This window comes from Streptomyces sp. NPDC055243, assembly GCF_044544025.1.
Lineage (GTDB): Bacteria > Actinomycetota > Actinomycetes > Streptomycetales > Streptomycetaceae > Streptomyces.
The window spans coordinates 803,597-827,827 of record NZ_JBITWR010000002.1 but is presented as its reverse complement, the minus strand read 5'-3'; the positions used below and the strand labels follow the sequence as shown (position 1 = coordinate 827,827).

Annotated in this window: 20 protein-coding genes; 9 read left to right on the top strand and 11 right to left on the bottom strand. The window is 70.6% G+C overall.

All coding sequences use genetic code 11. From position 1 onward, the window contains the following. The first annotated feature begins 144 nt into the window (after positions 1–144). The gene (locus ACIGXX_RS08440) at positions 145–1,371 is read left to right on the top strand and encodes a glycoside hydrolase family 64 protein (protein ID WP_383823220.1); all 1,227 of its coding nucleotides are present in this window, start codon (positions 145–147) and stop codon (positions 1,369–1,371) included. 63 nt (positions 1,372–1,434) lie between these two features. Here the strand turns inward: ACIGXX_RS08440 and ACIGXX_RS08435 are convergent, their stop codons facing one another. The 4 genes from ACIGXX_RS08435 to ACIGXX_RS08420 all read right to left on the bottom strand — a co-directional run bounded on the left by ACIGXX_RS08435 (position 1,435) and on the right by ACIGXX_RS08420 (position 4,620). After that, a complete protein-coding gene (locus tag ACIGXX_RS08435; RefSeq protein WP_351161061.1) occupies positions 1,435–1,677 on the bottom strand; it encodes a chaplin in 243 nt (80 codons plus the stop codon). Between the two features lie 213 nt (positions 1,678–1,890). Next, on the bottom strand, positions 1,891–2,910 hold the full coding sequence (locus ACIGXX_RS08430) for a LacI family DNA-binding transcriptional regulator (RefSeq protein WP_351161059.1): 1,020 nt from the start codon (positions 2,908–2,910) through the stop codon (positions 1,891–1,893). An 83-nt stretch (positions 2,911–2,993) separates the two neighbouring features. Continuing rightward, entirely contained in the window at positions 2,994–4,121 is a 1,128-nt protein-coding gene (locus ACIGXX_RS08425) for a GMC family oxidoreductase (RefSeq protein WP_399974376.1), read from the bottom strand. A 31-nt stretch (positions 4,122–4,152) separates the two neighbouring features. Next, positions 4,153–4,620, bottom strand: coding sequence for a GMC family oxidoreductase N-terminal domain-containing protein (locus ACIGXX_RS08420; protein WP_399973857.1), 468 nt, complete (start codon positions 4,618–4,620; stop codon positions 4,153–4,155). A 314-nt stretch (positions 4,621–4,934) separates the two neighbouring features. Between ACIGXX_RS08420 and ACIGXX_RS08415 the strand changes: the two genes are divergently transcribed. Next, on the top strand, positions 4,935–6,500 hold the full coding sequence (locus ACIGXX_RS08415) for a hypothetical protein (protein ID WP_399973854.1): 1,566 nt from the start codon (positions 4,935–4,937) through the stop codon (positions 6,498–6,500). Positions 6,501–6,526: 26 nt separating this feature from the next. Here ACIGXX_RS08415 and ACIGXX_RS08410 read toward each other — a convergent pair whose 3' ends face one another. Continuing rightward, entirely contained in the window at positions 6,527–7,609 is a 1,083-nt protein-coding gene (locus ACIGXX_RS08410) for a multicopper oxidase domain-containing protein (RefSeq protein WP_351161051.1), read from the bottom strand. Positions 7,610–7,965: 356 nt separating this feature from the next. Here ACIGXX_RS08410 and ACIGXX_RS08405 point away from each other — a divergent pair, with 356 nt between their 5' ends. Together ACIGXX_RS08405 and ACIGXX_RS08400 are read left to right on the top strand one after the other, a co-directional pair. Next, complete coding sequence (locus ACIGXX_RS08405) at positions 7,966–10,380, top strand: ThuA domain-containing protein (protein ID WP_351161683.1); 2,415 nt, start codon at positions 7,966–7,968, stop codon at positions 10,378–10,380. After that, positions 10,377–12,584: an OmpL47-type beta-barrel domain-containing protein gene (locus tag ACIGXX_RS08400; protein WP_399973850.1), complete on the top strand. Its 2,208-nt coding sequence runs from the start codon at positions 10,377–10,379 to the stop codon at positions 12,582–12,584. The genes ACIGXX_RS08405 and ACIGXX_RS08400 overlap by 4 nt, the downstream gene beginning before the upstream one ends. 61 nt (positions 12,585–12,645) lie before the next feature. Here ACIGXX_RS08400 and ligD read toward each other — a convergent pair whose 3' ends face one another. Further along, complete coding sequence (gene ligD / locus ACIGXX_RS08395) at positions 12,646–13,659, bottom strand: non-homologous end-joining DNA ligase (RefSeq protein WP_366462408.1); 1,014 nt, start codon at positions 13,657–13,659, stop codon at positions 12,646–12,648. A 73-nt stretch (positions 13,660–13,732) separates the two neighbouring features. Here ligD and ACIGXX_RS08390 point away from each other — a divergent pair, with 73 nt between their 5' ends. Continuing rightward, on the top strand, positions 13,733–14,794 hold the full coding sequence (locus ACIGXX_RS08390) for an ATP-dependent DNA ligase (RefSeq protein ID WP_351161044.1): 1,062 nt from the start codon (positions 13,733–13,735) through the stop codon (positions 14,792–14,794). 17 nt (positions 14,795–14,811) lie between these two features. Here the strand turns inward: ACIGXX_RS08390 and ACIGXX_RS08385 are convergent, their stop codons facing one another. The 4 genes from ACIGXX_RS08385 to ACIGXX_RS08370 are packed head-to-tail and all read right to left on the bottom strand — an operon-like array spanning position 14,812 to position 18,900. Further along, complete coding sequence (locus ACIGXX_RS08385) at positions 14,812–16,134, bottom strand: LLM class flavin-dependent oxidoreductase (RefSeq protein ID WP_399973845.1); 1,323 nt, start codon at positions 16,132–16,134, stop codon at positions 14,812–14,814. Continuing rightward, positions 16,131–16,964, bottom strand: coding sequence for an ABC transporter ATP-binding protein (locus ACIGXX_RS08380; RefSeq protein ID WP_399973842.1), 834 nt, complete (start codon positions 16,962–16,964; stop codon positions 16,131–16,133). The genes ACIGXX_RS08385 and ACIGXX_RS08380 overlap by 4 nt, the downstream gene beginning before the upstream one ends. Beyond that, complete coding sequence (locus tag ACIGXX_RS08375) at positions 16,940–17,797, bottom strand: ABC transporter permease (RefSeq protein ID WP_399973839.1); 858 nt, start codon at positions 17,795–17,797, stop codon at positions 16,940–16,942. The genes ACIGXX_RS08380 and ACIGXX_RS08375 overlap by 25 nt, the downstream gene beginning before the upstream one ends. Continuing rightward, positions 17,794–18,900: an ABC transporter substrate-binding protein gene (locus ACIGXX_RS08370; protein ID WP_399973836.1), complete on the bottom strand. Its 1,107-nt coding sequence runs from the start codon at positions 18,898–18,900 to the stop codon at positions 17,794–17,796. Before ACIGXX_RS08370 ends, ACIGXX_RS08375 begins: the two co-directional genes overlap by 4 nt. Positions 18,901–19,332: 432 nt before the next feature. Here ACIGXX_RS08370 and ACIGXX_RS08365 point away from each other — a divergent pair, with 432 nt between their 5' ends. Then, positions 19,333–21,126: an FAD-dependent oxidoreductase gene (locus tag ACIGXX_RS08365; RefSeq protein ID WP_351161033.1), complete on the top strand. Its 1,794-nt coding sequence runs from the start codon at positions 19,333–19,335 to the stop codon at positions 21,124–21,126. Between the two features lie 47 nt (positions 21,127–21,173). Beyond that, entirely contained in the window at positions 21,174–22,127 is a 954-nt protein-coding gene (locus tag ACIGXX_RS08360; protein WP_383823195.1) for a DUF3048 domain-containing protein, read from the top strand. A gap of 1 nt (position 22,128) precedes the next feature. Here ACIGXX_RS08360 and ACIGXX_RS08355 read toward each other — a convergent pair whose 3' ends face one another. Beyond that, on the bottom strand, positions 22,129–22,596 hold the full coding sequence (locus ACIGXX_RS08355) for a MarR family transcriptional regulator (protein WP_351161028.1): 468 nt from the start codon (positions 22,594–22,596) through the stop codon (positions 22,129–22,131). A 191-nt stretch (positions 22,597–22,787) separates the two neighbouring features. Here ACIGXX_RS08355 and ACIGXX_RS08350 point away from each other — a divergent pair, with 191 nt between their 5' ends. Both ACIGXX_RS08350 and ACIGXX_RS08345 read left to right on the top strand, forming a co-directional pair. Beyond that, positions 22,788–23,570: a CoA transferase subunit A gene (locus ACIGXX_RS08350; protein WP_351161026.1), complete on the top strand. Its 783-nt coding sequence runs from the start codon at positions 22,788–22,790 to the stop codon at positions 23,568–23,570. Then, the gene (locus ACIGXX_RS08345; RefSeq protein ID WP_366462415.1) at positions 23,570–24,229 is read left to right on the top strand and encodes a CoA transferase subunit B; all 660 of its coding nucleotides are present in this window, start codon (positions 23,570–23,572) and stop codon (positions 24,227–24,229) included. Before ACIGXX_RS08350 ends, ACIGXX_RS08345 begins: the two co-directional genes overlap by 1 nt. The last annotated feature ends 2 nt before the right edge of the window (positions 24,230–24,231 follow it).

Here is a 24,231-nt window from a genome sequence, read left to right as displayed (position 1 = left end):
CAAGATTCTGAGAGCGCTCTCAGCCATAACTCTTGACGCCGGAATTCGCCGCCGCGACAGTGGTCGCACCACGCGGCCGAGCACCCCCCACAGTCACCACGGCCGCACGACGTCCCCCCACACACCCATCCCGGGAGACCTTCCGTGATATCGCGTCGAGTGTTCCTGTCCACTGCCGCGGGTGCCGCCGGAGCCCTCACCTACCCCGTCTGGGGAAGCGCCCTCAGCCCCGGCGCCAAGGCAGCCCCCGCGACCTGTGAACTCGCCCTCCAGAACAAGTCGTTGCCCGGCCAGGTGCGCGCCTACGTCACCGGACACGAGCAGGGCACCGACCGCTGGGTCCTGCTGAAGCCGGACGGCGGCGTCTACCGCCCCGACTCCCCCTCGGCCCCGCAGACTCCGCTGCCCGTCGACTGCGCGATTCCGCTCGGCGCGGCGGGATCGGCGCCCAAGGTCCTGACACTTCCTCACATGTTCGGCGCGCGCGTCTACTTCGTACGCGACGACAAGCTGGACTTCTTCCTCAACCCGGGCCCGTCGCTGGTCGAACCCGCCTTCGCGACCAAGGAGGACGCCAACTACGGGCGCACCTGGTCGTTCTGCGAATTCACCTTCAACAGCACGCAGTTGTACGCGAACATCAGCTACGTCGACCTCGTCACGGCCCTCCCCATCGGCCTGACCCTGGAGGGGGACGCCACCCACACGGTGGCACCGCTGCCGGACGGAGCCGTCGGCAAGATCGCCTCCGACCTCGTCGCCCAGGGGGAGAAGGACGGGCAGCCCTGGGGTGACCTGGTGATCCGCGGCGACGGCGGCGACGTGCTGCGCGTCATCTCCCCCCAGAACCTCATGGCTCCGTACTTCGACCGCCCGAACGAGATGCCGTTCCGGGACGTGTGGAACAGCTACATCGACCAGGTGTGGGACAAGTACCGCAGCACCGACCTGAAGATCGACCTCCAGGGCGGCCGGGGCGTGTTCACCGGCCGGGTGAGCGGCGACACGCTGACGTTCAACGGCGGGCACACGTTCTCGAAGCCGACGTCCAAGGACATCTTCACCTGCAACCACGGGCCGTTCACCAACAACCCAGGGGACTCCGACGACAAGAAGGGCCTGCTCGCGCGGCTCGCCGCGGGGTTCAACCGGAGCATCATGCTGTCGCACCCGGAGCAGCCGAACGGCGCCGGCGCCGGGGACTACTACAAGGGCGACGTGACCAACCACTGGGCCCGAGTGGTGCACGCGAACTCGCCCATCGGCTACGCGTTCCCGTACGACGACGTCCGCCCGGACGGGCAGCCCGACGTCTCCGGGGCCGCGCACGACGGGAATCCGCGGCGGTTCACCGTGAGCGTCGGGGCCTGACGCACACGCCCCGCCCCGCCCCGTAGCGATCAGCTCGCGACGGGGCGGGGCGGGGTCCGGGGCCTACTTGCAGGTGTTGCCGCCGGCCGGGTTGAGGAGGCCGACGACGTTCACGGAGTTGCCGCACGCGTTGACTGGGACATCCACGGGAACCTGCAGGAGGTTGCCGCTGATGACGCCGGGCGAGTTCTGAGCCGTGCCCTCGGCGTAGGCGCCGGGGCCGGGGTCGGCGACGGCAGAACCGGCACCGCCGATGACGGTGACCGCGGCGAAGGCCGCTGCTGCCAGGATCGCGCACTTGCGCATGGTGTTACCTCCGGATGAGGGGAAGTGCTGAACCGAGCCTCACCCCGGCACACCGCGGCAAAAACGCAGGTGGACCGTGCGGGGGAACGAGGGCACCCGTTCGTGGGACAACGACCGCCCCCGGGCCCTCGCGGCGCCCGTGAGCCGCGCGCCGACTGCCCTCACGGTCACCCGGAGGCGCGGGCCGGTAAGAGTCCCATTAGGCCGAGCCCCTTACGCCGACCCCCTCAGCACCAGCTTCGTCGGCAGGACCACGCTTTCCGTCGGCAGTTCGCCGCGCGCCAGGAGCATGCGGGCCATCAGGCGGCCCATTTCCTCGATGTCCTGACGTACCGTCGTCAGGGGTGGCTCCACCTGCTCGGCCACCGCCAGCATGTCGTCGAAGCCCACCACCGCTACGTCCTGGGGCACCCGCCTGCCCCGCTCGCGGAGCACCCGGAGCGCGCCCGACGCCGTCAGATCGTTGGCGGCGAAGACCGCGTCCAGCTCAGGGACGCGGTCCAACAGCTCGCGCATCGCGCGCTCGCCGCCCGCCGGGGTGAAGTCGCCCTGCGCGACGAACCTCTCCCCCGCATCCGGCAGGACGTCGCGGAAGCCGTCGAGGCGGTCCACCGCCGACGTCTGGTCGAGCGCTCCGGTGATGTGCGCGATGCGGGTGCGGCCCAGCGAGACCAGATGCCGCACCGCGTCCCGCGCTCCGCCTCGGTTGTCGCAGTCGACGTACGGAGACGTCACCGTCCCGTCCGGCCACCCCGGACGGCCGCCGAACACCGTCGGCACCCCCGCGCCCCGGATGATGCCGGGCAGCGGATCGTCCAGGTGCAGGGAGAAGACGAGGGCGCCGTCCACATGGCCGCCCGACAGGTAGCGGCCGACCCGCTCGTGGTCGTCCCGGCCCTCCGTGAGCAGCAGCACCAGTTGGACGTCCCGCGACGTCAACTCCTTGCTGATGCCCCGTAGTTGCAGGGCGAAGAACGGGTCGGCGAAGACCCGTGTCTCCGGCTCGGCGATCACCACGGCGACCGCGTCGTGGCGGCGGGTCACCAGACTGCGGGCGGCGCGGTTCGGCACGTAGCCGAGCTCGTCGACCGCCCGCCTGACCTTCTCGGCGAGCACCTCGCGTACGCCCGTGTCGCCGTTGACGACGCGGGACACCGTGGCCCGGGAGACTCCGGCCCGGGCCGCCACGGCCTCCAGGGTGGGGCGCGGGGCGGCGCTCGGCGGCTCGGTCACGTGGGGCTCCTCGGGGGCGGCTGGCTGGTGCGCCGGTCAGGATACGACCGGCGGGCGGGGCGGGGGGACACCCCCTTCCCGCGTCACCTGCGCGCGTCCGCCCTGATCAGCTCGGCCGCCTTCTCGGCGAGCGCCACCGTGGGAGCGTGCGTGTGACCGCGCGTGATCCGCGGCATGACCGACGCGTCCACGACCCGCAGCGCCGTCACGCCCCGCACCCGCAGCCCGGGGTCGGTGACCGACTCCTCGTCGCTGCCCATCCGGCAGGTGCCGACCGGGTGGTAGAGCGTCTCGGACGCCCCGCGGATCGTCCGGGCCAGGGCCGCGTCGTCGACCGTGCCCGGATGCGGCGCCAGCGGCCCCGACACGTACGGGGCGAGCGCGCGGCCCGCGACCAGCTCCTCCGCGCGGCGCACCCCGGCGACGAGGGTGCGGATGTCGGCCTCCACCGTCAGATAGCCGGGGTCTATGTGGGGCGCGGTGCCGACCCCCGGGCCCCTCGGCGTGATCCGGCCCTCGCTCTCCGGCTGGAGCAGCACCACGCCGATCGTGATGCCGTGTTCGGTCGGCGGGGTCAGGCCGTGGTTGATGAAGGGGACCGGGGCGTAGATCAACTCGATGTCGGGGGCCGCGAGTTCGGGCCTGGTCTTGATGAAGGCGACGGCCTCGGCGACGTTCGACGTGAGCGGTCCGCGCCCGCCGAGCAGGAAGCGGCCGATGTTGGCGAAGGAGTCCGCTCCGGTCAGGGTGACGGGCTGCGGGCAGCGCATGGTGATCGCGTAGGCGAGGTGGTCCTGGAGGTGGCGGCCCACCCCCGGGGCCTCGACGCGCGTCTCGATGCCCGCCTTCGACAGGTCACGCGGGTCACCGACGCCGGAGGCCTGGAGAAGCTGCGGGGAGCCGATGGTGCCCGCGCTGAGGATCACCTCGCGGCGGGCGATCAGCCTGCCGGGTACGCCGTCGGCGATGACCCCGGCCACGCGCGTCCCGTCGAACTCCAGCCTGCGGACCCGGGCTTCGGTCAGGACGTGCAGGTTGCGGCGGCGCCGTGCCGGTTTCAGGTAGCCGTCGGCCGCGCTCCAGCGGCGGCCGCGGCGCTGGTTGACCGGGGTGAGCGCGAAGCCGCTGTGGTCGGGCTCGTTCAGTTCGGTCAGCTCGCGCAGGCCCGCGTCGCGGCAGGCGTCGAGGAAGGCGGTGGTGGTCGGGTTCAGGGCGCGGGGCGGGGAGATCCAGAGCGGCCCGTCACTTCCGTAGACGCTGTTCGCTCCGGCCCCGCCCGCACCGCTCGCCCCGACAGCCCCGCCCCTTCGGGCCCGACCACCGCTCCGCCCGCCGGAAGTAGGGCTCCAGCGCGTCGTAGGACCACTCGGGCCCCGCCGCCTCGCCCCAGGCGTCGTAGTCGTCGCGGTGGCCGCGCACCCACATCATGGCGTTCAGCGAGGACGAGCCGCCAAGGGTGTGGCCGCGCGGCCAGTACAGTTCGCGGCCGTTCAGCGCGGACTGCTTCGCGGTGGAGTAGTCCCAGTCGTAGGGCGTCTTGAACATCTTCGGGAAGGCCGCCGGGATGCGGATCTCGGGCTTGCGGTCGCGTGGCCCCGACTCGACGAGCGCCACGCGCACCGCGGGATCCTCGGAGAGCCGGGCGGCGAGGACGCATCCCGCGGAGCCGGCACCGACGATGACGTAGTCGTACACGCTGTCCTTGCTCAACTCGACTCCCTTGAATGGCAGTTCACGGAGGGTGCGCACGGAGGACGTACGGGGGGTGGCGCGTGGATGAGGCGACGTTGATGCGACGACGTGGGTGAGGCGTACAAGGAGTACACCCACCGTGGACCTTTGGGTAAAGGGATGGGGCCTGGACCGGCATGTCCTACAGGATCTCCACATGCCGACCGGAAGGCCGCCGTATACCCACCGGAATGGCGGCCGTATGCCCACCGGAATGGCCGCCGCCGGGCACGGCCCGCGGCCGGGCACGCACCCGCATCAAGCCCCTGCGGACCGGCACCTAGGCTGTCGTGATGTTCACGAAGCGGAGAGCGCGCAAGCAGGCTGAGCTGCACGAGGAACTGGCCGCCGCGCTACGGGACCCGGACGCGGAGGTCCGGCGGATGGCGTCGAAGACCGCCGCCGAGTCCGGCGAGCTTTCCTGGGCGCTGCGCGAGCTGGCCTCGGCGGTGGAGCGCGAGCCGTGGGCGGAGGAGTTCTCCGAGACGGTGGTGGAGGGCTTCGCCGCGGCGCTGCGCCGCGAGCGGCCGCTGCGCGAGCGTACGGAGCGGATCTTCACGCAGCACCTGGACGACCCCGAGGGCCTCGTCCGCGCCTGGACCGAGCTGACGGCGGAGCTCGGCGGCGCCCCCGCGCTGCGGGAGGTCGACAACGACCTGCGCGATGACATGCGGGCCGCCCTCCGCCGGCTGCGCGGCCGGGCATGGGCGTCCGAAGGCCTCTTCCGGACCGGTGATCCGGACGGATTCCTGCGCGCCATGGCCTTCGACGACGCGGTCACGCTGACCTGCGTGACGATGCGCTGGAGCACACCCGTGTCCGGTCAGGAAGCGGACCAGGTCCGCGCCGAGGCACGCACTGCCCTCAAGAACGCGCTGCTCCACGCGCCGGGGAGCGAAGAACGAGCCGTGCTCCTGGCCCCGTTCGCCCCGGCCTCGGAGCAGGAGTCGTGGACCGACCGCGCCCGCGCCGCCATCCGCGCCGACGAGGCACTCGCCCTGTGCACGGACGAGGTACTTGACCTGTGCACGAGCGAGGCGAACAAGGCGAACGAGGGCGAGGCGAACGAGGAGGGGGAGAACGAGGGGCGGGACATGGTGACTCTGGGCGTGGAGGCCCTGGCCAAGGTCCTCTTCTGCAACACGGTCCGGCGCGACCGGGTGCTCGAAACGCTCGACCGCCTCGTCGCACGGCAGGCCCAGGACACGCGGGACCCCTTCCTCCTGAGCGGGATCCTGCGGTGCTACCAGCATCTGCACCTGCCTCGATCCCTGGAGGACCCGCCCCTGGACCTCTTCCTGGACGGGCTGCGTCACCCTCACCCCGCCGTCCGCGCCTCCGCCGCCGACGGCCTCCTCCCGATCGCCGCGGGCTCCCCCGAGGAGGGCAGGGCCGTGGAGGGACTCATCGGCCTCCTGGATCACGACCCCGAGGTCAGCGTCCGCCGCGTCGCGGCCAGTGAACTGCGCTGGCTCCAGGCGGGCGAGGCAGGCCACGCCCTAGCCGCCGACGCACTCGCCGCCCAAGCCCTGGAGCGCCAAGCGGACTCCGCCGACCCCGAGATCCGCGCGCTGAGCATCGCCGACGCCCTGCGACGCGGCGCCCCGGACGCGTTCGACCGGCTCCTCGGCGCGCTCGAATCCCCCGACCCGCACTGGGAGCTGCTGGTGGGCCTCTCGTACGTGCCCGGCGGCGTCCGCAACGGTCTCCCGTCGCGCTCCGTGCGCAAGGTGCTCATCGAGCGCCTCGAAGCCCTGCACGACACGGGCTGGGCCGTCCGCAACGCGCCGGAGGGTTTCTCGGACGCCGCCGCCAGGGAGGAGCTCGCCGTCCTCCTCGACAACGTGCGCAAGCGTTAGCCCTCGCGCCAGCCTTCGCGCTCGCGCTAGCTGTGATCGTGATCGTGCCCGGACGACCCGGCCTTGGCGGAATCCCCGGCAGCTCCGGACTCCTTCGCCCCGCCTGAGTCCCCGGACTTCTTCGCATCCCCCGAAGACTTCTTCGCGCCCCCGGCCACATGATGCGGCTCATAGTCCGGGATCGTCCCGTCGGCCTTCTTCACCAGGAAGTAGCCCGCCATCCCCATGTCGGAGTGGCTCTGCACGTGGCAGTGGTACATCCACGCGCCCGCGCCCACCCCCTCCCCCGCGATGACCTGGAAGCCGAACGAGTCCCCCGGTCCGGTGATCTTGTCGTCGAGGACCTGGCTCGGGTCGTCGGGGCCGGTCAGCAGGCCCGTGCGGTTGTCCGCCCAGCGGTGACCGTGCACGTGGAACGTGTGGTAGTACTCGCCGTGCGTGATCGAGACGAACTCGACCCGATCACCCACCGTGGCCTCGAAGTTGGGGCTGTCGTGACCCGCCTTGTTGTTGATCGTCATGTCATTGAAGACGATCGTGAAGGTCTTGTCCGGCAGCAGATCGCCCTTGCGGCGCACGATCAGCGCGCCGTAGAGCCCCTTGCGCACGCCGCCCGTCCCGTGATCGGTGCCGACCACGTGGTCGTGGTAGTGCCAGTAGCCGGCCGTACCCGGCCGCCACGTGCCGTCCTTGCGGCGGCCCGGCGCGTGCGTGCGCCAGGTGTAGGTCCGCTTGCCGCCCGGCTCGACGTGGCTCTTGGTGTGCCTGGTGCCGTCGCTGGATATCTCGTAGTCCATACCGTGGACGTGCAGGCTGGCGTCCACGTCCATGGTGTTCTCGAACTCGATGTGGAGGGTGTCGCCCTCGTTCAGCTCGATCAGCGGGCCGGGGATGGACGCCTTGCCCTTCTCCAGGCCGTAGCCCATCTGCCCGTCCGGCAGCTTCTCGGCGTACATCTTGATGCGGCGCACCTCGCCGCCCGCAGGGGCGGTCTTCGGCCCTTCGGCCGTGCTCGCCTCGGGCGCGGTGGCCAGCGACAACGATGTCACCCCGGCCGTCGCGACCGCTCCACCCACGAGCATCCGCCGGTTGAAGCTCCGTCGGTCCATGCCCAACTCCCCACTGCGGTACGGAGACTGACGGGGCGCAGGAGGCCCCCGAGACGGCCACACGGTATCGGGGGGATCTTCGTTTATCCACACGCAGGACAAAGTTCGCGGAATTCCGTCCGTACCTATTGGCGAGTGACGGAAAGAGGTCTAGCTTCATCCGCGCCTGTTGCTGTGACCGACGAGGGGTGGGTGTACTCATGCGGCTCACACCGCATCAAGAGCCCTTGGCTGTACGAGGGTTGAGCAGAGCCAGACGCAGATCGAACCGCCAGGACGAGCCAAGGAACCAGAACCAGAAGCCCAACCGGGTCGGCTCGCGCCCCGCCTGGGCCGCCGCCCTGCTCTCCGGGGCCATGGTCACCGGCGCGCTCTCCACACAGGCCGCCACCGCGCGGCCCTATCCCGAGCCACCGTTGACAACGATGTCCCTTCCGTCGCCGCCCGGCCAGGCGAACGTACGCGTCCTCGTCTTCCACGGCTCCGCCGCGGGCGGCGACGAGTCACCGGTGGTGAACGCGGGCATCGAGGCCATCGAGAAGATCGGCCAATCGGGCCCGGCCGCCCAGCGGTTCAAGATCGAGGCGACCGACGACCCGGCGGTCTTCACGAACGAGGCCAAGCTCGGCAAGTTCAACGCCATCGCCTTCCTGACCGGCGGCGGCGACATCCTCGACCCCGAGCAGGAGGCGGGTCTCGAGGCCTACATGGAGGCGGGCGGCGGTTTCGTCGGCATCCACGACGCGGCCCGCGCCGAGCCGTACTCGACCTGGTTCACCGGCCTGATCGGTGCCCGCCCGGCCGATTCGAGCCCCACGAACGTGCAGCGCGCCACCGTCGAGGTCGGCGACCGGGAGAACCCGGCCACCAAGGACCTGCCCCTCCAGTGGAAGCGCCCCGACCAGTGGCTGAACTGGACCAAGAACCCGACCGGCGAGGTCCACACCGTGGCCCGCGTGCGCGAGTCGACCTACCAGCCGGGCCAGAGCAAGAACGGCGCCGACCACCCGGTCTCCTGGTGCCGTGACTACGACGGCGGACGCTCCTTCTACACCGGCATGGGCGGCACGGCGGCCTCGTACGACGAGACCGACTTCCGCCAGCACCTGCGCGGCGCCCTGCTGTGGACGAGCCGCATCGCGCGCGCCGACTGCAAGTCGACGATCACCGCCAACTACAAGGCGCAGCGCCTGACCCAGGCCAACCAGCCGGGCCAGAACGACCAGATCGGCGAGCCGCACGGCCTGGTCACCGCGCCCGACGGACGGATCTTCTACATCGGCCGCGGCGGCGCCGACTCCTCGCAGCCGGTCGTCACCGACTGGAACAACCCCGACATCGGCAAGGGCAAGGGCGAGATCCACGTCTACGACCCCAAGACCAAGAAGGTGACGCTCGCCGGAGCACTCACCATCTTCGGCAACAAGGGCGGCGGCGATGAGCTGATCAAGGTCGAAGAGGGCCTGCTCGGGATCGAGTTGGACCCCAGGTTCGAGCAGAACGGCTGGGTGTACCTGCACTACACGCCCCACTCGAAGATCAACCGCGAGACGCACATGGCCGAGCGCTACGTCTCGCGCTTCACGCTCGACCAGGCGACCGACAAGCTGGACCTCGCGAGCGAGAAGGTCCTGCTCAAGTGGCCGGTGCAGATCCACAGCTGCTGCCACGCGGGCGGCGGGATGGCCTGGGACTCCAAGGGCAATCTCTACATCGCGACCGGTGACAACAACTCCTCGGGCTTCAGCTCCGGTTACTCGGGCAACAACCCGCAGCCCAACTTCAAGGGCGTCTCCTTCGCCGACGCGCGCCGCACGGCGGGCAACACCAACAACCTCAACGGCAAGATCCTGCGCATCCACCCGGAGGCCGACGGGACGTACACGCTCCCCGAGGGCAACCTCTTCACCGGCAAGGAGCCGGACGAGGGCGGCGGCAAGACGCGCGGCGAGATCTATGTGATGGGCGTCAGGAACCCGGCGCGCATCTCCGTCGACAAGAAGACCGACACCCTCTACGCGGGCTGGGTCGGTCCCGACGCCGGTGAGCCGTCGACGACGTGGGGCCCGGCGAAGTACGACACGTTCGCCGCGATCACCCACGCCTCCAACCGCGGCTGGCCGTACTGCATGGGCAACAACCAGCCCTACCGCGACCGCAATCTCCCCGACCCGTCGAAGCCGCTGGGCTGGTACGACTGCAAGAAGCTCAAGAACGAGTCGCCCAACAACGACGGCCTGGTGAACATCCCGCCGGCCGAGCCCAACAACATCTGGTACTCGCCGCAGGGCGGCGGCGTCGACTACCCGCGCGACGCGAACGGCATCCCGAGCTACAAGACGTCGGAGCAGAAGACGCTCCTGCCGTGGCTCAAGGGCGGCGGCCAGGCCACGATGAACGGCCCGGTCTACCGCTACGACGCCACCAGCACCAGTGCGGACAAGTGGCCCTCGTACTGGGACGGCAAGTGGTTCGTCGGCGACTTCTACGACTCCGACCAGCCCCGGCACGCGGTCCTGACCGACCCGAAGACGGTCGGCAGCGGCGGTCTGCCCGTGCACGCCGAGTCCCTGAAGAAGATCATCCCGATCGGCAACGACGGCATCAAGAACCTCATGGACTGGAAGTTCGCCCCCGACGGCTCGTTGTACGTGCTCGACTACGGCCGCGGCTTCTTCACCTCGGACTCCAAGTCGGCGCTGTGGCGCGTCACTTACTCGGGCGGCGAGGCCACGCCGGCCGCCAAGGACCTGGCAAGGAGGGCGGGATGACGAAGCCCGCGATACGCAGGCGAAGACTCTGGACGGCGCTCTTCGCGTCGCTCCTGATGGTGCTCGGCCTGACGTCGACGGCGGCGAGCCAGTCCGACAACCCGGGCCGGGCGGCTGCCCAGACGCTGACCTGGACCGCGAACAACGCGATCGACAAGTACGCCTCCGCGCCCGCCACGGCGGTCGCGGGCGCGACGACGATCGTCTTCGAGAACAGCACGGCGACCGGCAACGACACCGGAATGCCGCACACGCTGACGTTCGACGTCTCGGACCCCGAGTACAACAACGACGTCCCGCTGAACATCCTGGCCAACCCCAACGACGACCAGGGCGGCAAGCACACGGCGGAGGTCACTCTCTCCCCCGGCCGTTACCGCTACCACTGCACGATCCCCGGCCACGGCTCGATGCAGGGCATCCTCGTGGTGACCGAGGGCGGCGGCGAGGACACCACCGCTCCCGAGACGGCCGCCAAGGTCGAGGGGCAGACCAACGCCGACGGCGCGTACGTCGGTTCCGCCACCGTCTCGGTGACGGCGACCGACGCGGGTTCGGGCGTCGACAAGACCGAGTTCGCGGTCGGGGCCGACGGCGCCTGGCAGCCGTACACGGCGCCCGTGGTCGTCGACCAGGTCGGCACCCACAAGATCCGCTATCGCGCGAGCGACAAGGCGGGCAACGTGGCGGCGGAGAAGGCCGTCGACTTCACGGTGGTCGCGCCGGACACGAACGACAAGACGCCACCGGAGACCTCGGCCACGGTGAGCGGCGAGAAGAACGACAAGGGCGAGTACGTCGGGATGGCGACGGTCACCGTGACGGCGTCCGACACCGGCTCCGGCGTCAACAAGATCGAGTACGCGGTCGGTGACGGCGGTGCGTGGACGGCGTACACCGCGCCGGTCATGGTCCACGCGGCGGGCGCGCACAAGATCCGCTACCGCGCGTCCGACAAGGCGGGGAACCAGGCGGCGGAGAAGGCCGTCGAGTTCACCGTGGTCACGCCGCCGGTCGAGGACAAGACGCCGCCGGAGACCGCGGCGAAGGTCGAGGGCGACAAGAACTCGGACGGCGCGTACGTCGGCAGGGCGAAGGTGACGGTCACCGCGACCGACGCCGACTCGGGCGTCGACAAGGTCGAGTACTCCCTGGACGGCGGTCCGTATCTCGCGTACACCGCTCCGGTCGTCGTCGACCGCGTGGGCCGGCACACGGTGGCCTACCGCGCCGGCGACAAGGCGGGCAACACCGCGGCGGCCAAGGACGTCTCCTTCACGGTCGCGGAGGGCGGCGGGGTTCCGTCCCCCAACTGCGCCGAGTTCGACGAGCGGCTCACGGTCATCGTCGGCACGGTCGACACGGGCATCCCCAACCGCGTCACCAACAACCGGTGCCGCATCAACGAGCTGATCGAGGACGAGAAGGAGTGGACGTCCCACGCGCTGTTCCTGAAGCACGTCAAGGCCGTCACGGACAAGCTCCTGAAGGCCGGTGAGATCGACCAGCGCGAGTACAACAAGATCAACCGCGCCGCCAAGCAGTCCGGCATCGGCAAGCCGGGCCAGACCGAGGGCTACCGCAAGATCTTCGACGGCACCCAGGACTCCCTGAACAAGTGGGAGCAGGTCGGCGGCGGCAAGTTCGGCCTGAACCCCGACGGTTCGATCACCAGCAGCACCACCGTCCAGGGCATGGGCATGCTGTGGTTCCCGCAGCGCAAGTACGGCGACTTCTCGCTCAAGCTCCAGTGGCGGGACGACGCGCCGGGCAACGGCAACGCCAACGGCGGTGTCTTCGTGCGCTTCCCGCAGGTCCACGACCACCCGGAGGAGTCACGTCCGGAGTGGGTCGCCATCAAGTACGGGCACGAGATCCAGGCGCTCGACCGGCCTGACGGCGACATGTACAAGTCGGGCTCGATCTACGGCTTCGACCGGGTGGGTCTCGGCGGCGCCGGGGTCACCCCGAAGGGCACGTGGAACGACTACGAGATCAAGGTGGTGGACCAGCACTACTCGATCTACCGCAACGGTGTCCTGATCAACGAGTTCGACAACACCGGCGGCCAGGAGTTCACGCCGCCGCGTGGCGACGACCCGGGCACGGACGGGCGGCGTTACTCGTCCGGCTATGTCGGGTTGCAGGTCCACGGGGTCACGGACGTGATCTCCTACCGGGACATCAGGATCAAGGAGCTGTAGTCAGCCCCTGACCGGTCCGGCTCCGGCCCCCGCACCCCGACCCGGGGCGCGGGGGCCTTCGTCACTCCTCGTGCCGGGCCCGGCTCGGCTGCACGCGCTTCGGCTCGCCCGGCATCTTCGGGTACTCGGGCGGATAGGGCAGATTGCCGAGGCCGTGCTCCCGCTCGTCCCGTTCGGCGAGTTCGAGGAGGGGCTCCAGGGAGAAGGCGTGCTTCTCCATGTCCGCGTGCACGTCGCCGAGCCGGGCGAACCGCTCCGGCATCGTGCCGATGTCGAAGTCCTCGGGCACCGCGTCGGAGACCTCGTCCCAGGTCAGCGGCGCCGACACGGGGGCGTTCGGGCGGGGGCGCACCGAGTAGGCGGAGGCGATGGTGCGGTCGCGGGCGGTCTGGTTGTAGTCGACGAAGATCCGCTCGCCCCGCTCCTCCTTCCACCACGCGGTCGTGACGGCGTCCGGCATCCGGCGCTCCAGCTCGCGCCCGCAGGCGATCGCGGCCCGACGTACGCCGGTGAAGTCCCACCTCGGTTCGATGGGCACGAAGACGTGCAGGCCCCGCCCGCCGGAGGTCTTGGGCCAGCCCTGGAGGCCGTACGCGTCGAGAACCGCACGCAGCTCGTGCGCGGCGCGCACCGCGTCGGCGTAGTCCGTGCCGGGCTGCGGGTCCAGGTCGATGCGGAGTTCGTCGGGGTGGTCGGTGTCCGCGCGCCGGACCGGCCAGGGGTGGAAGGTCAGCGTGTTGAACTGGGCGGCCCAGATGACGGCCGCGACCTCCGTGGGGCACATCTCGTCGGCGGTGCGGCCGCTGGGGAAGGCGATGGTGGCCGTGGGGATCCAGTCGGGATGGTTCTTGGGGATGCGCTTCTGGTAGAAGAACTCGCCCGCGACCCCGTCCGGGAAGCGCTGGAGCGTCGTGGGCCGGTCCCGCAGGGCGCGCACGATCCCGTCGCCGACCGCGAGGAAGTACTGGGCCACGTCCAGCTTGGTGAAGCCCCGCTCCGGAAAGACGACCTTGTCCGGACTGGAGAGCCGCACAGAGCGCCCGCCCGCGTCGAGCTCCACCGCTTTTCCACCCATGCGGCCACGCTAGGCGCAACGGACGAGAGTCGCATACCGGGCGGAGAGTGACTTATGGGGACAGAATCGAGGCATGGATCTGCCGGTCATGCCCCCCGTCAAGCCCATGCTCGCCAAACCCGTGGCGAAGATCCCGCCGGGCATGCAGTACGAGGCCAAGTGGGACGGCTTTCGCGCGATCGTCTTCCGGGACGGCGCGGACCTGGAGATCGGCAGCCGTACGGGCAAGCCGCTGACCCGGTACTTCCCCGAGCTGGCCGAGGCCCTGCTCGAGCGCCTTCCCGACCGCTGCGTCCTCGACGGTGAGATCGTGATCGCCCGGGACGGGCGGCTCGACTTCGACGCGCTCACCGAGCGCATCCACCCCGCCGCGTCCCGCGTGCGGACGCTCGCCGAGCGGACCCCGGCCTCGTTCGTGGCCTTCGACCTCCTCGCCCTGGGCGATGCGGGCCACCTCGACACTCCTCTCAGCGAGCGGCGCGCCTTGCTGACCGAGGCCCTGGAGGGCGTGACGGCCCCCGTCCACCTCGCGCCCGCCACCCTGGACCCCGAGCTCGCCCGGAAGTGGTTCGAGCAGTACGAGGGCGCGGGCCTGGACGGCGTCATCGCCAAGCCGCTCGATCTGCGCTACCGGCAGAACGAACGCCTCATGTTCAAGATCAAGCACGAGCGCACGGCGGACTGCGTGGTCGCGGGCTACCGCCTCCACAAGAGCGGCCCCGTCGTCGGCTCGCTCCTCCTGGGCCTGTACGACGACGAGGGCACCCTCCAGCACGTCGGCGTCTGCGCCGCGTTCTCCATGCAGCGGCGCGCGGAGCTGATCGACGAGTTGGAACCGCTGCGGATGGAGACGGCCGCGGGCCACCCCTGGGCGGCCTGGACGGACGAGTCCGCGCACGAGGCGTCCCGGATGCCGGGCGCGCCCAGCCGCTGGTCGGGCAAGAAGGACCTGTCCTGGGTGGCGCTGAGCCCCGAGCGCGTCTGCGAGGTGGCATACGACCACATGGAGAACGGGCAGCGCTTCCGGCACACGGCACGGTTCCGCACCTGGCGACCGGACCGTACTCCTGACAGCTGTACGTTCGCCCAGCTGGAGGAGCCGGTCCGGTACGACCTGGCCGATGTGCTGCGCTAGTACGCCGCGCTAGAGGCTCACGCGGTGTACTGGCTCTCCGGGCGGGCCAGGCCGTAGTGGTCGCGCAGGGTCGTGCCCGTGTACTCGGTGCGGAACAGGCCGCGGGCGCGCAGGATCGGCACGACCTGGTCGGCGAAGAGGTCGAAGCCGCCGGGCAGGCCGGGCGGCATGACGTTGAAGCCGTCGGCGGCGCCCTGCTCGAACCACTCCTGGATCTGGTCCGCCACCTGCTCGGGCGTGCCCGCGACGACACGGTGGCCGCGCGCCCCGGCGAGGCGGTGCAACAGGCCGCGCACGGTGGGCTGTTCGCGGTCGATGATGTCGAGGATCACCTGGAAGCGGCTGCCGTTGCCGCGCTCACCACCGGTCTCGATGAGCTCGCGGGGTACGGGTCCGTCCAGTTGCCCGGCGGTCAGCCGCAGGCCGAGCATGCGGTGCAGGAGCTGCAAGGAGTACTCGGGCTGGGTGAGTTCGTTGTACTCGTCGTGCAGGGCGTGCGCCTCGGCCTCCGTGGAGCCGATGAAGGGGCTGATGCCGGGCAGGACAAGCACCTTGTCGGGGTCGCGGCCGGCCCCCGCCGCCCGCTTCTTCAGATCGGCGTAGAAGTCCTGGCCGTTGCCGAGCGTCTGGTGCGCGGTGAACACGGCCTCCGCGTACCGCGCGGCAAAGGCCCGGCCGTCCTCCGACGAGCCCGCCTGCACGTAGACGGGGCGGCCCTGCGGTGTGCGCGGGGTGTTGAGCGGGCCGCGCACCTTCAGGTGCGGCCCTTCGTGGTCGATGGTGTGGATGCGGTCGGTGTCGGCGAAGAGCCCGGTCTTCTGGTCGGCGACGAGCGCATCGTCCTCCCAGCTGTCCCAGAGCTTGGAGACGACGTCGAGGAACTCCTGTGCGCGGTCGTACCGTTCGGCGTGCACCGGGTGCGCGTCGAGGCCGAAGTTCCGGGCGGCCTGCGGCGCTCCGGTGGTGACGATGTTCCAGCCCGCGCGCCCGCGGCTGAGATGGTCGAGCGAGGCGAAGAGACGGGCCAGGTTGTACGGCTCGCTGTAGGTGGTGGACGCGGTCGCGATGAGGCCGATGCGCCGCGTGACGGCGGCGATCGCGGAGAGCCAGGTGAAGGGCTCCAGGCGGAAGCGGCTCGCGTAGCGGACGTTGTCGGCGAGGGCCGGGCCGTCGGCGAGGAAGATCCCGTCGAAGGTGGCGGCCTCCGCGCGCCGTGCGAGGTCCTGGTAGAAGTCGATGTCCAGGATGCGCGCGGGGTCGGAGCCGTGGTGGCGCCAGGCGGCCTCGTGGTGCCCGCCGGGGTAGACGAAGAGGTTGAGGTGCAGTTCGCGGCGGCTCATGCGACGGCCACCTCGTCCTTCGGGGCGTGCGAGGCGGACGGGGCAGGTACGGCATGCGGGGCGCGCTCGGCGCCGCCGGCGGGCACGGGATCGTCGCCGGACAGGTCGACCCCCAGCTGCCGCAGCAGCCTCCCCCGCAGCTCCGCGTACTGAGGACTCCCCTGGCCGCGCGGCGCGGGAAGCTCCACCCGTACGTCGGCCGCGATGCGCCCCGCGTCCAGGACGACCACCCGGTCGGCGAGGGCGATCGCCTCGTCGACGTCATGGGTGACCAGGAGCACGGCGGGGCGGTGCGCCTCGCACAGGCGGCGCAGCAACGCGTGCATCCGGATGCGGGTGAGCGCGTCAAGGGCGCCGAACGGCTCGTCCGCGAGCAGGAGTTGCGGTTCGCGGACCAGGGAGCGGGCGAGCGAGACCCGTTGCTGTTCGCCGCCGGACAGGTCCGCCGGCCAGGCGTCTTCCCGGCCCGCCAGACCCACTTCGGCGAGCGCCGCGCTGCCGCGCTCCCGTGCTCCGGGGCCCGCCAGACCCAGTACGACGTTGTCCAGGACCCGCTTCCAGGGCAGCAGCCGGGCGTCCTGGAAGACCACCGAGACATCGCCGGGTGCCGACAGCTCCCCGCTGCCCTCGACCTCGTGGTCGAGGCCCGCCAGAGCCCGCAGGAGCGTGGACTTCCCTGAGCCGCTGCGGCCGAGCAGCGCCACGAACTCGCCCGGCGCGATGGACAGTTCGAGTCCGTCGAGAATCGTGCGGTCCCCGAAGGACCGGACCAGCCGCTCGATGCGCACGGCCGGACCGTCGTCCGTCAGCCCGCCAGTGTGCGTCGCCATGACAGCGCCTTCCTCTCCACGAGCCGGACGAGTGCGTCCGAGATGAGACCGAGGAGGCCGTACACGACGAGGCCGACGATGATGATGTCGGTCTGCCCGTAGGTGCGGGCGAGCTCCATCATGTAGCCGATGCCACTGGTCGCGTTGACCTGCTCGACCACGACGAGCGAGAGCCACGCCGCGGTGACCGCGAACCGCATGCCGAGCAGGAAGCCCGGCAGCGCCCCCGGCAGGACGACGTGCCGCACGAACCCGGTCCGCGAAAGCCTTACGGTCTCGGCGAGTTCGGCGTAGCGGCCGTCGATCGTGCGCAGCCCGTTGTGGGTGTGGATGTAGACCGGCACGAACACGCCGAGCGCGATGGTGATGACCTTCATCGACTCGCCGATGCCGAACCAGAGGATGAGCAGCGGGATCAGCGCGAGCGAGGGGATGGCCCGCTTGATCTGCACGGGTCCGTCGATGATGCCCTCGCCGATCCTGCTGAGCCCGGCGGCGATCGCCAGGGCGAGTCCGGCCGCGGTGCCGAACAGCAGCCCCAGCAGGGCGCGTTCGGCGGAGGTGGCAAGGTTCGACTGGAGCCGCCCCTCGGCGATCAGGTCGCCTGCGGTGCTCACCACGGTCCAGGGCGCGGAGAGGTTGCGGGCGTCGATGAACCCGGCGGCCGACCCCGCCGACCAGAGGGCGAGCAGGAGCAGGGGGCCGATCGCCCATCCGTAGGGGACGGGCCTGCCGGGTCCGAGCCTGCGGCGCGGACGCTTCCCCGCCGCCCGGACCACGGGCGCGGGGCGGGTGGCGGAGGCCTTGGTCAGGGTGGGGGCCTCGGCGCTCATGAGCCCTCCCCCGCACCGGACTTGCCCGCGTCCGCACCGGACTTGCTCTCGGATGCCCCGGACTTGACCGCGTCCGCGGCGACCGACTCGTAGCGCCGGTCGAAGAGGACCTCCGCGTCGAAGGTCTCCTTCCCGGTCTCCTTCGCCAGCAGGTCGACGGTCTTCTGCTGCCGGGCGATGGCGGCGGTCCAGTCGGCCGGGATGTCGGGGTGGCCGATGCCCTTGACCAGGTACTCGCCGTCGGCGCGGGTCAGGCCCTGGTCCTTGACGTAGTAGCCGTCGATCCACTCCTGGGGGTGCTCGTCGGCCCATGCGGAGGCGCGCGCCCAGTACTTCACGAACTCCCGGATGGCCGCGGCCTTCTGGGGGTCCTCCACCGATTCGGTGGGCACCCACAGGTGGCCCGGGTCGTCCCGCAGCCCGTGCTGGATCGTCTTCGCGCCGTCCTTGCCGTACTTCGCGGGATAGCGCTTGATGTTGACCCCGCCCAGCGGCGCGGCGTCGACCTGGCCGTTGCCGAGCGCGGACGGGTACACGTCGCCGGTGCTGGGCAGTTCGACGAGCTGTACGTCGTCCTTGGTGAGCCCGGCCTTGGCGAGGATGCGCAGGACGAGGGCGCCCTGCGCCTGCCCCGGGCTGTAGGCGATCTTCTTGCCGCGCAGGTCCTTCAGCGTGTCGATGTCGGCGCCGGGTGCGATGCCGAGTTCGTACACGGGGTGCTTCAGCGGGTCCTTGCGGTATTTGGCCGCCACCAATTTCGTGTCGAGCCCCGTCCAATGCGCGTGAATGGACGGAATTTCGGCCGCGGAGCACACGTCGAGGGAATTCGCCCGGAATGCCTCGGAGCACTGGGGGCCGCCGCTGATGTTGGCCCATTTCACCTTGAAGGGAATCTTGTCGAGCTGTCCGGAGAGTTTCAGGGCGACCTGGGCTTCCGGCGCCCCGACGGTGATGGTGGTGCCCGGATCCACTTTCGCCGGGATCTTGGCGGAGACCTGCTTGGCGTCGACGGTCGTGGTCGACGAGGCGTTGTCGGCGCATCCTGCCAGGAGCAGCGGGGCGACGAGGGCAGCGCCTAGCGCCGCCCGTTTGTGTGTGGGCATGGGCTCTTTCCCGGGAGTGGCGGACGTACACGGAAGGGGAAGCCTGGAATGGCGCGCGGCTTCCTGCGAGAAAGCGTTCCGAGCGTCAGCTACACAGGGCGGCGGCGACGCGCATCAGATCAACAGCGCGCCGCTGCTTGAACCGCCGGGATATTCGCATGGCGTCGAAACTAGCCACGGCACCAAGAGAGGGTCAAGTCATCTCACCCGCCCCGGCTCTCCGGAAACGCAGCCTTCGTACTCCTGCCATACGCGCGTCACACCGGCCGAAGGCCCCCGGCCGGGAGAACCTCCTGGAACTGCCGAAAACCACCGGGTACGCATTCACGCCAATGTTCGCGCCCGCGCCCTCGCGCCGCTTCCCCGTCATCGGCGGCGACCGTAAGCTCCTGCGCCTGACACGGGAGTTACTTACGGTAAGGGGGCCGGGTCATGGGGTACTCGGGAGCTGCGGGCAGCACGAGACGGACGTTCGTCGCGGGGGCGGCCGCGGCGGGCGGCGCGGTGGCACTGGGGGCGGGAGCGCTGCCGGCGGCGGCCGATGAGCGCGCCGCGACAGCGGATGCGGCGCAGCGGAATGTGGCCGTGCTGGGCGGCGGCGTCGCGGGACTGACCGCCGCCCACGAGCTCGCCGAGCGCGGCTTCGCCGTCACGGTCTACGAGCGCAGGGCCCTTGGCGGCAAGGCCCGCAGCATGGACGTACCGAACAGCGCGAAGGGCAACCGCAGGCCGCTGCCCGGCGAGCACGGGTTCCGCTTCATCCCGGGGATCTACCACAACCTCCCGGACACGATGCGCCGCATCCCCTTCCCCGGGAACGCGAACGGCGTCTGGGACAACCTCGCGGCGCCGCGCGAGATGGCGTTCGCGCGCACCGGGCGCGAGGACATCCGGATGCCGATCCCGTGGCCGGGCAGCGAGCCGGAGAAGCTCACCCTGGACGACATCGCCCGCGCGCTCACCGCGCTCCTGGACACCGCGTTCAACCTGCCCGCGCACGAGGCCGCGTACTTCGTGAACCGCGCCCTCGTCTTCCTCACCAGCTGCGACGAGCGCCGCGACGACACCTGGGAGGCCATGCCCTGGTGGGAGTTCGTGCGCGCCGCGAAGATGTCGAAGGACTACCAGCGCATCCTCGCGATCGGCGTCACCCGCAACATCGTCGCCACCAAGGCCGAGGAGGCGAGCACCCGCACCGTCGGCACACTGGGCGAGGCCTTCGTCTTCAACGCGCTCGGCCAGGGCGCGGACGGCCCGCCCGACCGGCTGCTCAACGCGCCGACGAACGAGGCGTGGATCGACCCGTGGGTGACCCATCTGAAGTCCCTCGGCGTGGAGTTCCGCATCGGCTGGACCGTGCGGCAGCTGGGCTTCGCAGGCGGCCGCATCACGAAGGCCGTCGTCGACGACCCCGACGGCGTACGCCGCGACGTCACCGCCGACCACTACGTCCAGGCGATGCCGGTGGAGCACGCGCGCAGGACGTGGAGCGCGGAAATGAAGGCGGCCGACCCGCAGTTGGCGCGCTGCGACAAGCTGGAGACGGACTGGATGACGGGCATCCAGTTCTATCTGACGGAGCGTCCGCCCGTGGTGAAGGGCCACTTCAACCTCATCGACTCGCCCTGGTCGCTCACCGGCATCGCGCAGGCGTCCCACTGGCCGGATCGCGACTTCCCCGCGGACTACGGCGACGGCGTCGCGGTCGAGTGCCTCTCCGTGGACATCTCCGAGTGGGACAAGCCGGGAATCCTCTACGGCAAGACGGCCAAGCAGTGCACGCGCGACGAGGTCGCCAAGGAGGTGTGGGCGCAGCTCAAGGCCGCGCTCAACGACACCGGCAAGGTCGTCCTGAGCGACGGCAAGCTGCACTCGTGGTTCCTGGACCCGGGCGTCGACGGCATCGGGACGCCGAACCCGACCAATGAGGACGAGCTCCTCATCCACCCGGTCGGCACCCTCCACAACCGCCCGTCGGCCGTCACGAAGATCCCCAACCTCTATCTGGCGGGCGACTACGTGTCCGTGCCGATCGACCTCGCGACGATGGAGGGCGCCAACACGTCGGCGCGCCAGGCGGTGAACGCCATCCTGAAGAGCGTCGGCTCGGACGCCGCACCCTGCACGGTGGCCTCTCTGTACCGCGTCCCGGCGATCGAGCTCCTCAAGCGCCACGACCGCACCCGCTACCGGCTCGGCCTGCGCAACGCCCTCGATCTGGGCTGAGGGGCCCGGGGACGGGAGAGCAGGGGCGGACGGGGTAGGAACTCCGTATGGGAACGGGATCGGGAACGCGGACACGACGCATGACGGCGGCGGCGGTGGCGGCCGTCGCCGCCTTGGGCCTCGCGCCCGGCTGCACCCCGAACGACACCGGCGGCGGCGACGGGAAGGGGCCGTCCGACGAGGGCGGACGCGTGCTCGCCGTGAAGATCGACAACGTGGGCCCGGCCCGCCCGCAGACGGGCCTGGAGACGGCCGACGTCGTGTACGCGGAGCAGGTCGAGGCGGGCCTGAGCCGGCTGATGGCGGTGTACGCCGGCCGGCTGCCACCGATCATCGGCCCGGTGCGCAGCGCACGGGAGACGGATCTGGAGCTGCTCCGGCAGTTCGACGATCCGGCCCTCGCGTTCTCCGGGGCCCAGTCGAAGCTCCTGCCGCTGATCTCGGCGGCTCCCCTGCGCCCCCTGTCGCCCGGCAAGGCACCGGAGGACGCCTACTTCCGCAGCGGCGCCAAGCCGGCCCCGCACAACCTCTTCGTACGCCCGGAGAAACTCAACGCCGACCTGGGCGAGGGAGGCCTGGAGAGCACGGGCTTCCTCTTCGGCCCGCGCCCCAAGAAGGGCGGCACCCCGGAACGGGAGCGCACGGTCCGCTTCCCGGCGGCGCGGTTCACCTTCACCTGGTCGGCCGAGCGGGCGCGCTGGCTGGTCTCCATGGACGGTGCGCAGGCGCGCACCGTCAACGGAAAGCAGCTGGCCGCTTCGACGGTCGTCGTGCAGTACGTGAAGGTGCGCGAGTCCCGCTTCCACGACCGCTCCGGCAACAACACGCCGTTCACCGAGACCATCGGCTCGGGGAAGGCGCGCGTCCTGCGGGACGGCCGCGCCTACGACGTGCGCTGGGAGCGGTCGTCCGCCGACGACGGCACGGAGTTCACGACGGCCGACGGCGATCGACTGCCGTTCGCCCCGGGCCAGGTGTGGGTGGTGTACGCGAAGGGGTGACTCAGGTCCTGCCCGCCGCGAAGGGCTCGGCGGGATGGCGCAGGCCCTCCGCCGCCTCCGAGACCCGCTGGATCAGGTCGAAGAAGACGGTCTGCTCGTCCGCGGAGAGCGGGCCGAGGAAGACCTGGTTCATCCGGGCCGTCCGCACGGTCAGCTTGCGGTGCGTGCGCTTGCCCTCGTCGGTGAGGTGCAGCAGATAGCGGCGGCCGTCCTGCGGGTCGCGCACCTTGTCGAGCAGCTCGCGGCGGATCAGGCGGCTGATGACCTCCGCGATGGTCGACCGGTCCAGGCCGACCCGCTCGCCGACGGTGCGCTGGTCGAGGCCGGGCTCGGCCACCAGCGCGTTCAGGACGGCGAACTGCGGCGAGGTGATCTCCTCGGAGACCATCGTGTTCCACAGCAGATAGTGCGCCTGCTGCAGACGCCGGGCCAGGTGCCCTGGGTGGGTGGTCAGGTCCACCGCGGCCATGGGTTCCTCCACTGACTGTGCCGGTAGCTGTGCCTGTGACTGTGCCGGAGATTTATGTAGGTGCACTGAACACTACTCGCTCTTGACGGCCCAGGGAACGAGTGGCAGCGTAAGTTCAACCTCGTAGAAATAGTCAGTGCCCTGATTAATGTGTGGGGCATCGAAGGCTTGGAAGAGATGGGGCTCGACGGATGGACAAGGTGGTGGCCTCGGCCGCCGACGCGGTGGCCGATGTGGGCGACGGTGCGTCCCTGGCGGTGGGCGGGTTCGGGCTGAGCGGTGTGCCCGGCGTGCTGATCGGGGCGCTGTACGAGGCCGGGGTGTCGGGCCTGCGGGTGGTGTCCAACAACTGCGGGGCGATGGAGTCGGGGCTCGCGGTGCTGCTCTCGGCGGGCCGCATCGCCCGGGTGACCGGGTCGTACATCGGCGCGAACAAGGAGTTCGCCCGCCAGTACCTGGGCGGTGAGCTGGAGGTGGAGATGATCCCGCAGGGCACGCTCGCCGAGCGGCTGCGCGCCGGAGGGTGCGGCATCCCCGCGTTCTTCACGCCGGCCGGGGTGGGCACACAGGTCGCCGACGGCGGGCTGCCGTGGCGCTACGACGGCTCGGGCGGGGTGGCCCTCGCCTCACCGGCCAAGGAGGTGCGGGAGTTCGACGGGCAGGAGTACGTCCTGGAGCGCGGCATCCGTACGGACTTCGCGCTGGTGCGGGCCGCCAAGGGCGACCGGCACGGGAACCTCGTGTTCAACAAGTCCACCCGCAACTTCAACCCGCTGGCCGCGATGGCCGGACGGGTCACGATCGCCGAGGTGGAGGAGCTGGTGGAGCCGGGCGAGATCGACCCGGACGCGGTGCACCTGCCGGGGATCTACGTCCAGCGGGTCGTCGAGCTGACCCCGGAGCAGGCGGTGGACAAGGGCATCGAACGGCGCACGGTCTCCGTGCCCGAAGCACGAGGGACGGTGAGCGGCTGATGGCCTGGACCCGTGAGCAGATGGCCGCACGCGCCGCACGCGAGCTGCGCGACGGACAGTACGTGAACCTGGGCATCGGACTGCCCACCCTGATCCCGAACTACCTCCCCGAGGGCGTCGAGGTGGTCCTGGAGTCCGAGAACGGCATCCTCGGCGTGGGCCGCTACCCCACGGACGCCGAGGTGGACCCGGATCTGATCAACGCGGGCAAGGAGACGGTCACCGTGCGGCCCGGCGCCTCCTACTTCGACTCCGCGCTGTCCTTCGGCATGATCCGCGGCGGTCACATCGACGTCGCGGTGCTCGGCGCGATGCAGGTCTCCGCGCGCGGAGACCTGGCCAACTGGGCGATCCCCGGCAAGATGATCACGGGGATCGGCGGGGCGATGGACCTGGTGCACGGGGCGCGCACGGTGATCGTGGCGATGACGCACACCGCCAAGGACGGTTCGCCCAAGATCCTTGAGGAGTGCGCGCTGCCGCTGACCGGCCGGGCCTGCGTGAACCGGATCATCACCGATCTCGGCGTCCTGGACGTCACCGAATCCGGCCTGGAACTGGTCGAGTTGGCCCCCGGTGTCACCCCGGACGAGATCACCGCCAAGACCGCGGCCAAGGTCCACGTCCCCGTGGCCGTCTCCGAGGGATTCCCGTCATGAGC

What these genes read in the sequence shown, in the direction of transcription:
- ACIGXX_RS08435 (WP_351161061.1), bottom strand. Translation starts at nt 1,677, where the DNA reads ATGCGCAAGTGCGCGATCCTGGCAGCAGCGGCCTTCGCCGCGGTCACC.
- ACIGXX_RS08415 (WP_399973854.1), top strand. Translation starts at nt 4,935, where the DNA reads ATGTTCACGAAGCGGAGAGCGCGCAAGCAGGCTGAGCTGCACGAGGAA.
- ACIGXX_RS08410 (WP_351161051.1), bottom strand. Translation starts at nt 7,609, where the DNA reads ATGGACCGACGGAGCTTCAACCGGCGGATGCTCGTGGGTGGAGCGGTC.
- ACIGXX_RS08405 (WP_351161683.1), top strand. Translation starts at nt 7,966, where the DNA reads ATGGTCACCGGCGCGCTCTCCACACAGGCCGCCACCGCGCGGCCCTAT.
- ACIGXX_RS08400 (WP_399973850.1), top strand. Translation starts at nt 10,377, where the DNA reads ATGACGAAGCCCGCGATACGCAGGCGAAGACTCTGGACGGCGCTCTTC.
- ligD (WP_366462408.1), bottom strand. Translation starts at nt 13,659, where the DNA reads ATGGGTGGAAAAGCGGTGGAGCTCGACGCGGGCGGGCGCTCTGTGCGG.
- ACIGXX_RS08390 (WP_351161044.1), top strand. Translation starts at nt 13,733, where the DNA reads ATGGATCTGCCGGTCATGCCCCCCGTCAAGCCCATGCTCGCCAAACCC.
- ACIGXX_RS08385 (WP_399973845.1), bottom strand. Translation starts at nt 16,134, where the DNA reads ATGAGCCGCCGCGAACTGCACCTCAACCTCTTCGTCTACCCCGGCGGG.
- ACIGXX_RS08380 (WP_399973842.1), bottom strand. Translation starts at nt 16,964, where the DNA reads ATGGCGACGCACACTGGCGGGCTGACGGACGACGGTCCGGCCGTGCGC.
- ACIGXX_RS08375 (WP_399973839.1), bottom strand. Translation starts at nt 17,797, where the DNA reads ATGAGCGCCGAGGCCCCCACCCTGACCAAGGCCTCCGCCACCCGCCCC.
- ACIGXX_RS08370 (WP_399973836.1), bottom strand. Translation starts at nt 18,900, where the DNA reads ATGCCCACACACAAACGGGCGGCGCTAGGCGCTGCCCTCGTCGCCCCG.
- ACIGXX_RS08365 (WP_351161033.1), top strand. Translation starts at nt 19,333, where the DNA reads ATGGGGTACTCGGGAGCTGCGGGCAGCACGAGACGGACGTTCGTCGCG.
- ACIGXX_RS08360 (WP_383823195.1), top strand. Translation starts at nt 21,174, where the DNA reads ATGGGAACGGGATCGGGAACGCGGACACGACGCATGACGGCGGCGGCG.
- ACIGXX_RS08355 (WP_351161028.1), bottom strand. Translation starts at nt 22,596, where the DNA reads ATGGCCGCGGTGGACCTGACCACCCACCCAGGGCACCTGGCCCGGCGT.
- ACIGXX_RS08350 (WP_351161026.1), top strand. Translation starts at nt 22,788, where the DNA reads ATGGACAAGGTGGTGGCCTCGGCCGCCGACGCGGTGGCCGATGTGGGC.
- ACIGXX_RS08345 (WP_366462415.1), top strand. Translation starts at nt 23,570, where the DNA reads ATGGCCTGGACCCGTGAGCAGATGGCCGCACGCGCCGCACGCGAGCTG.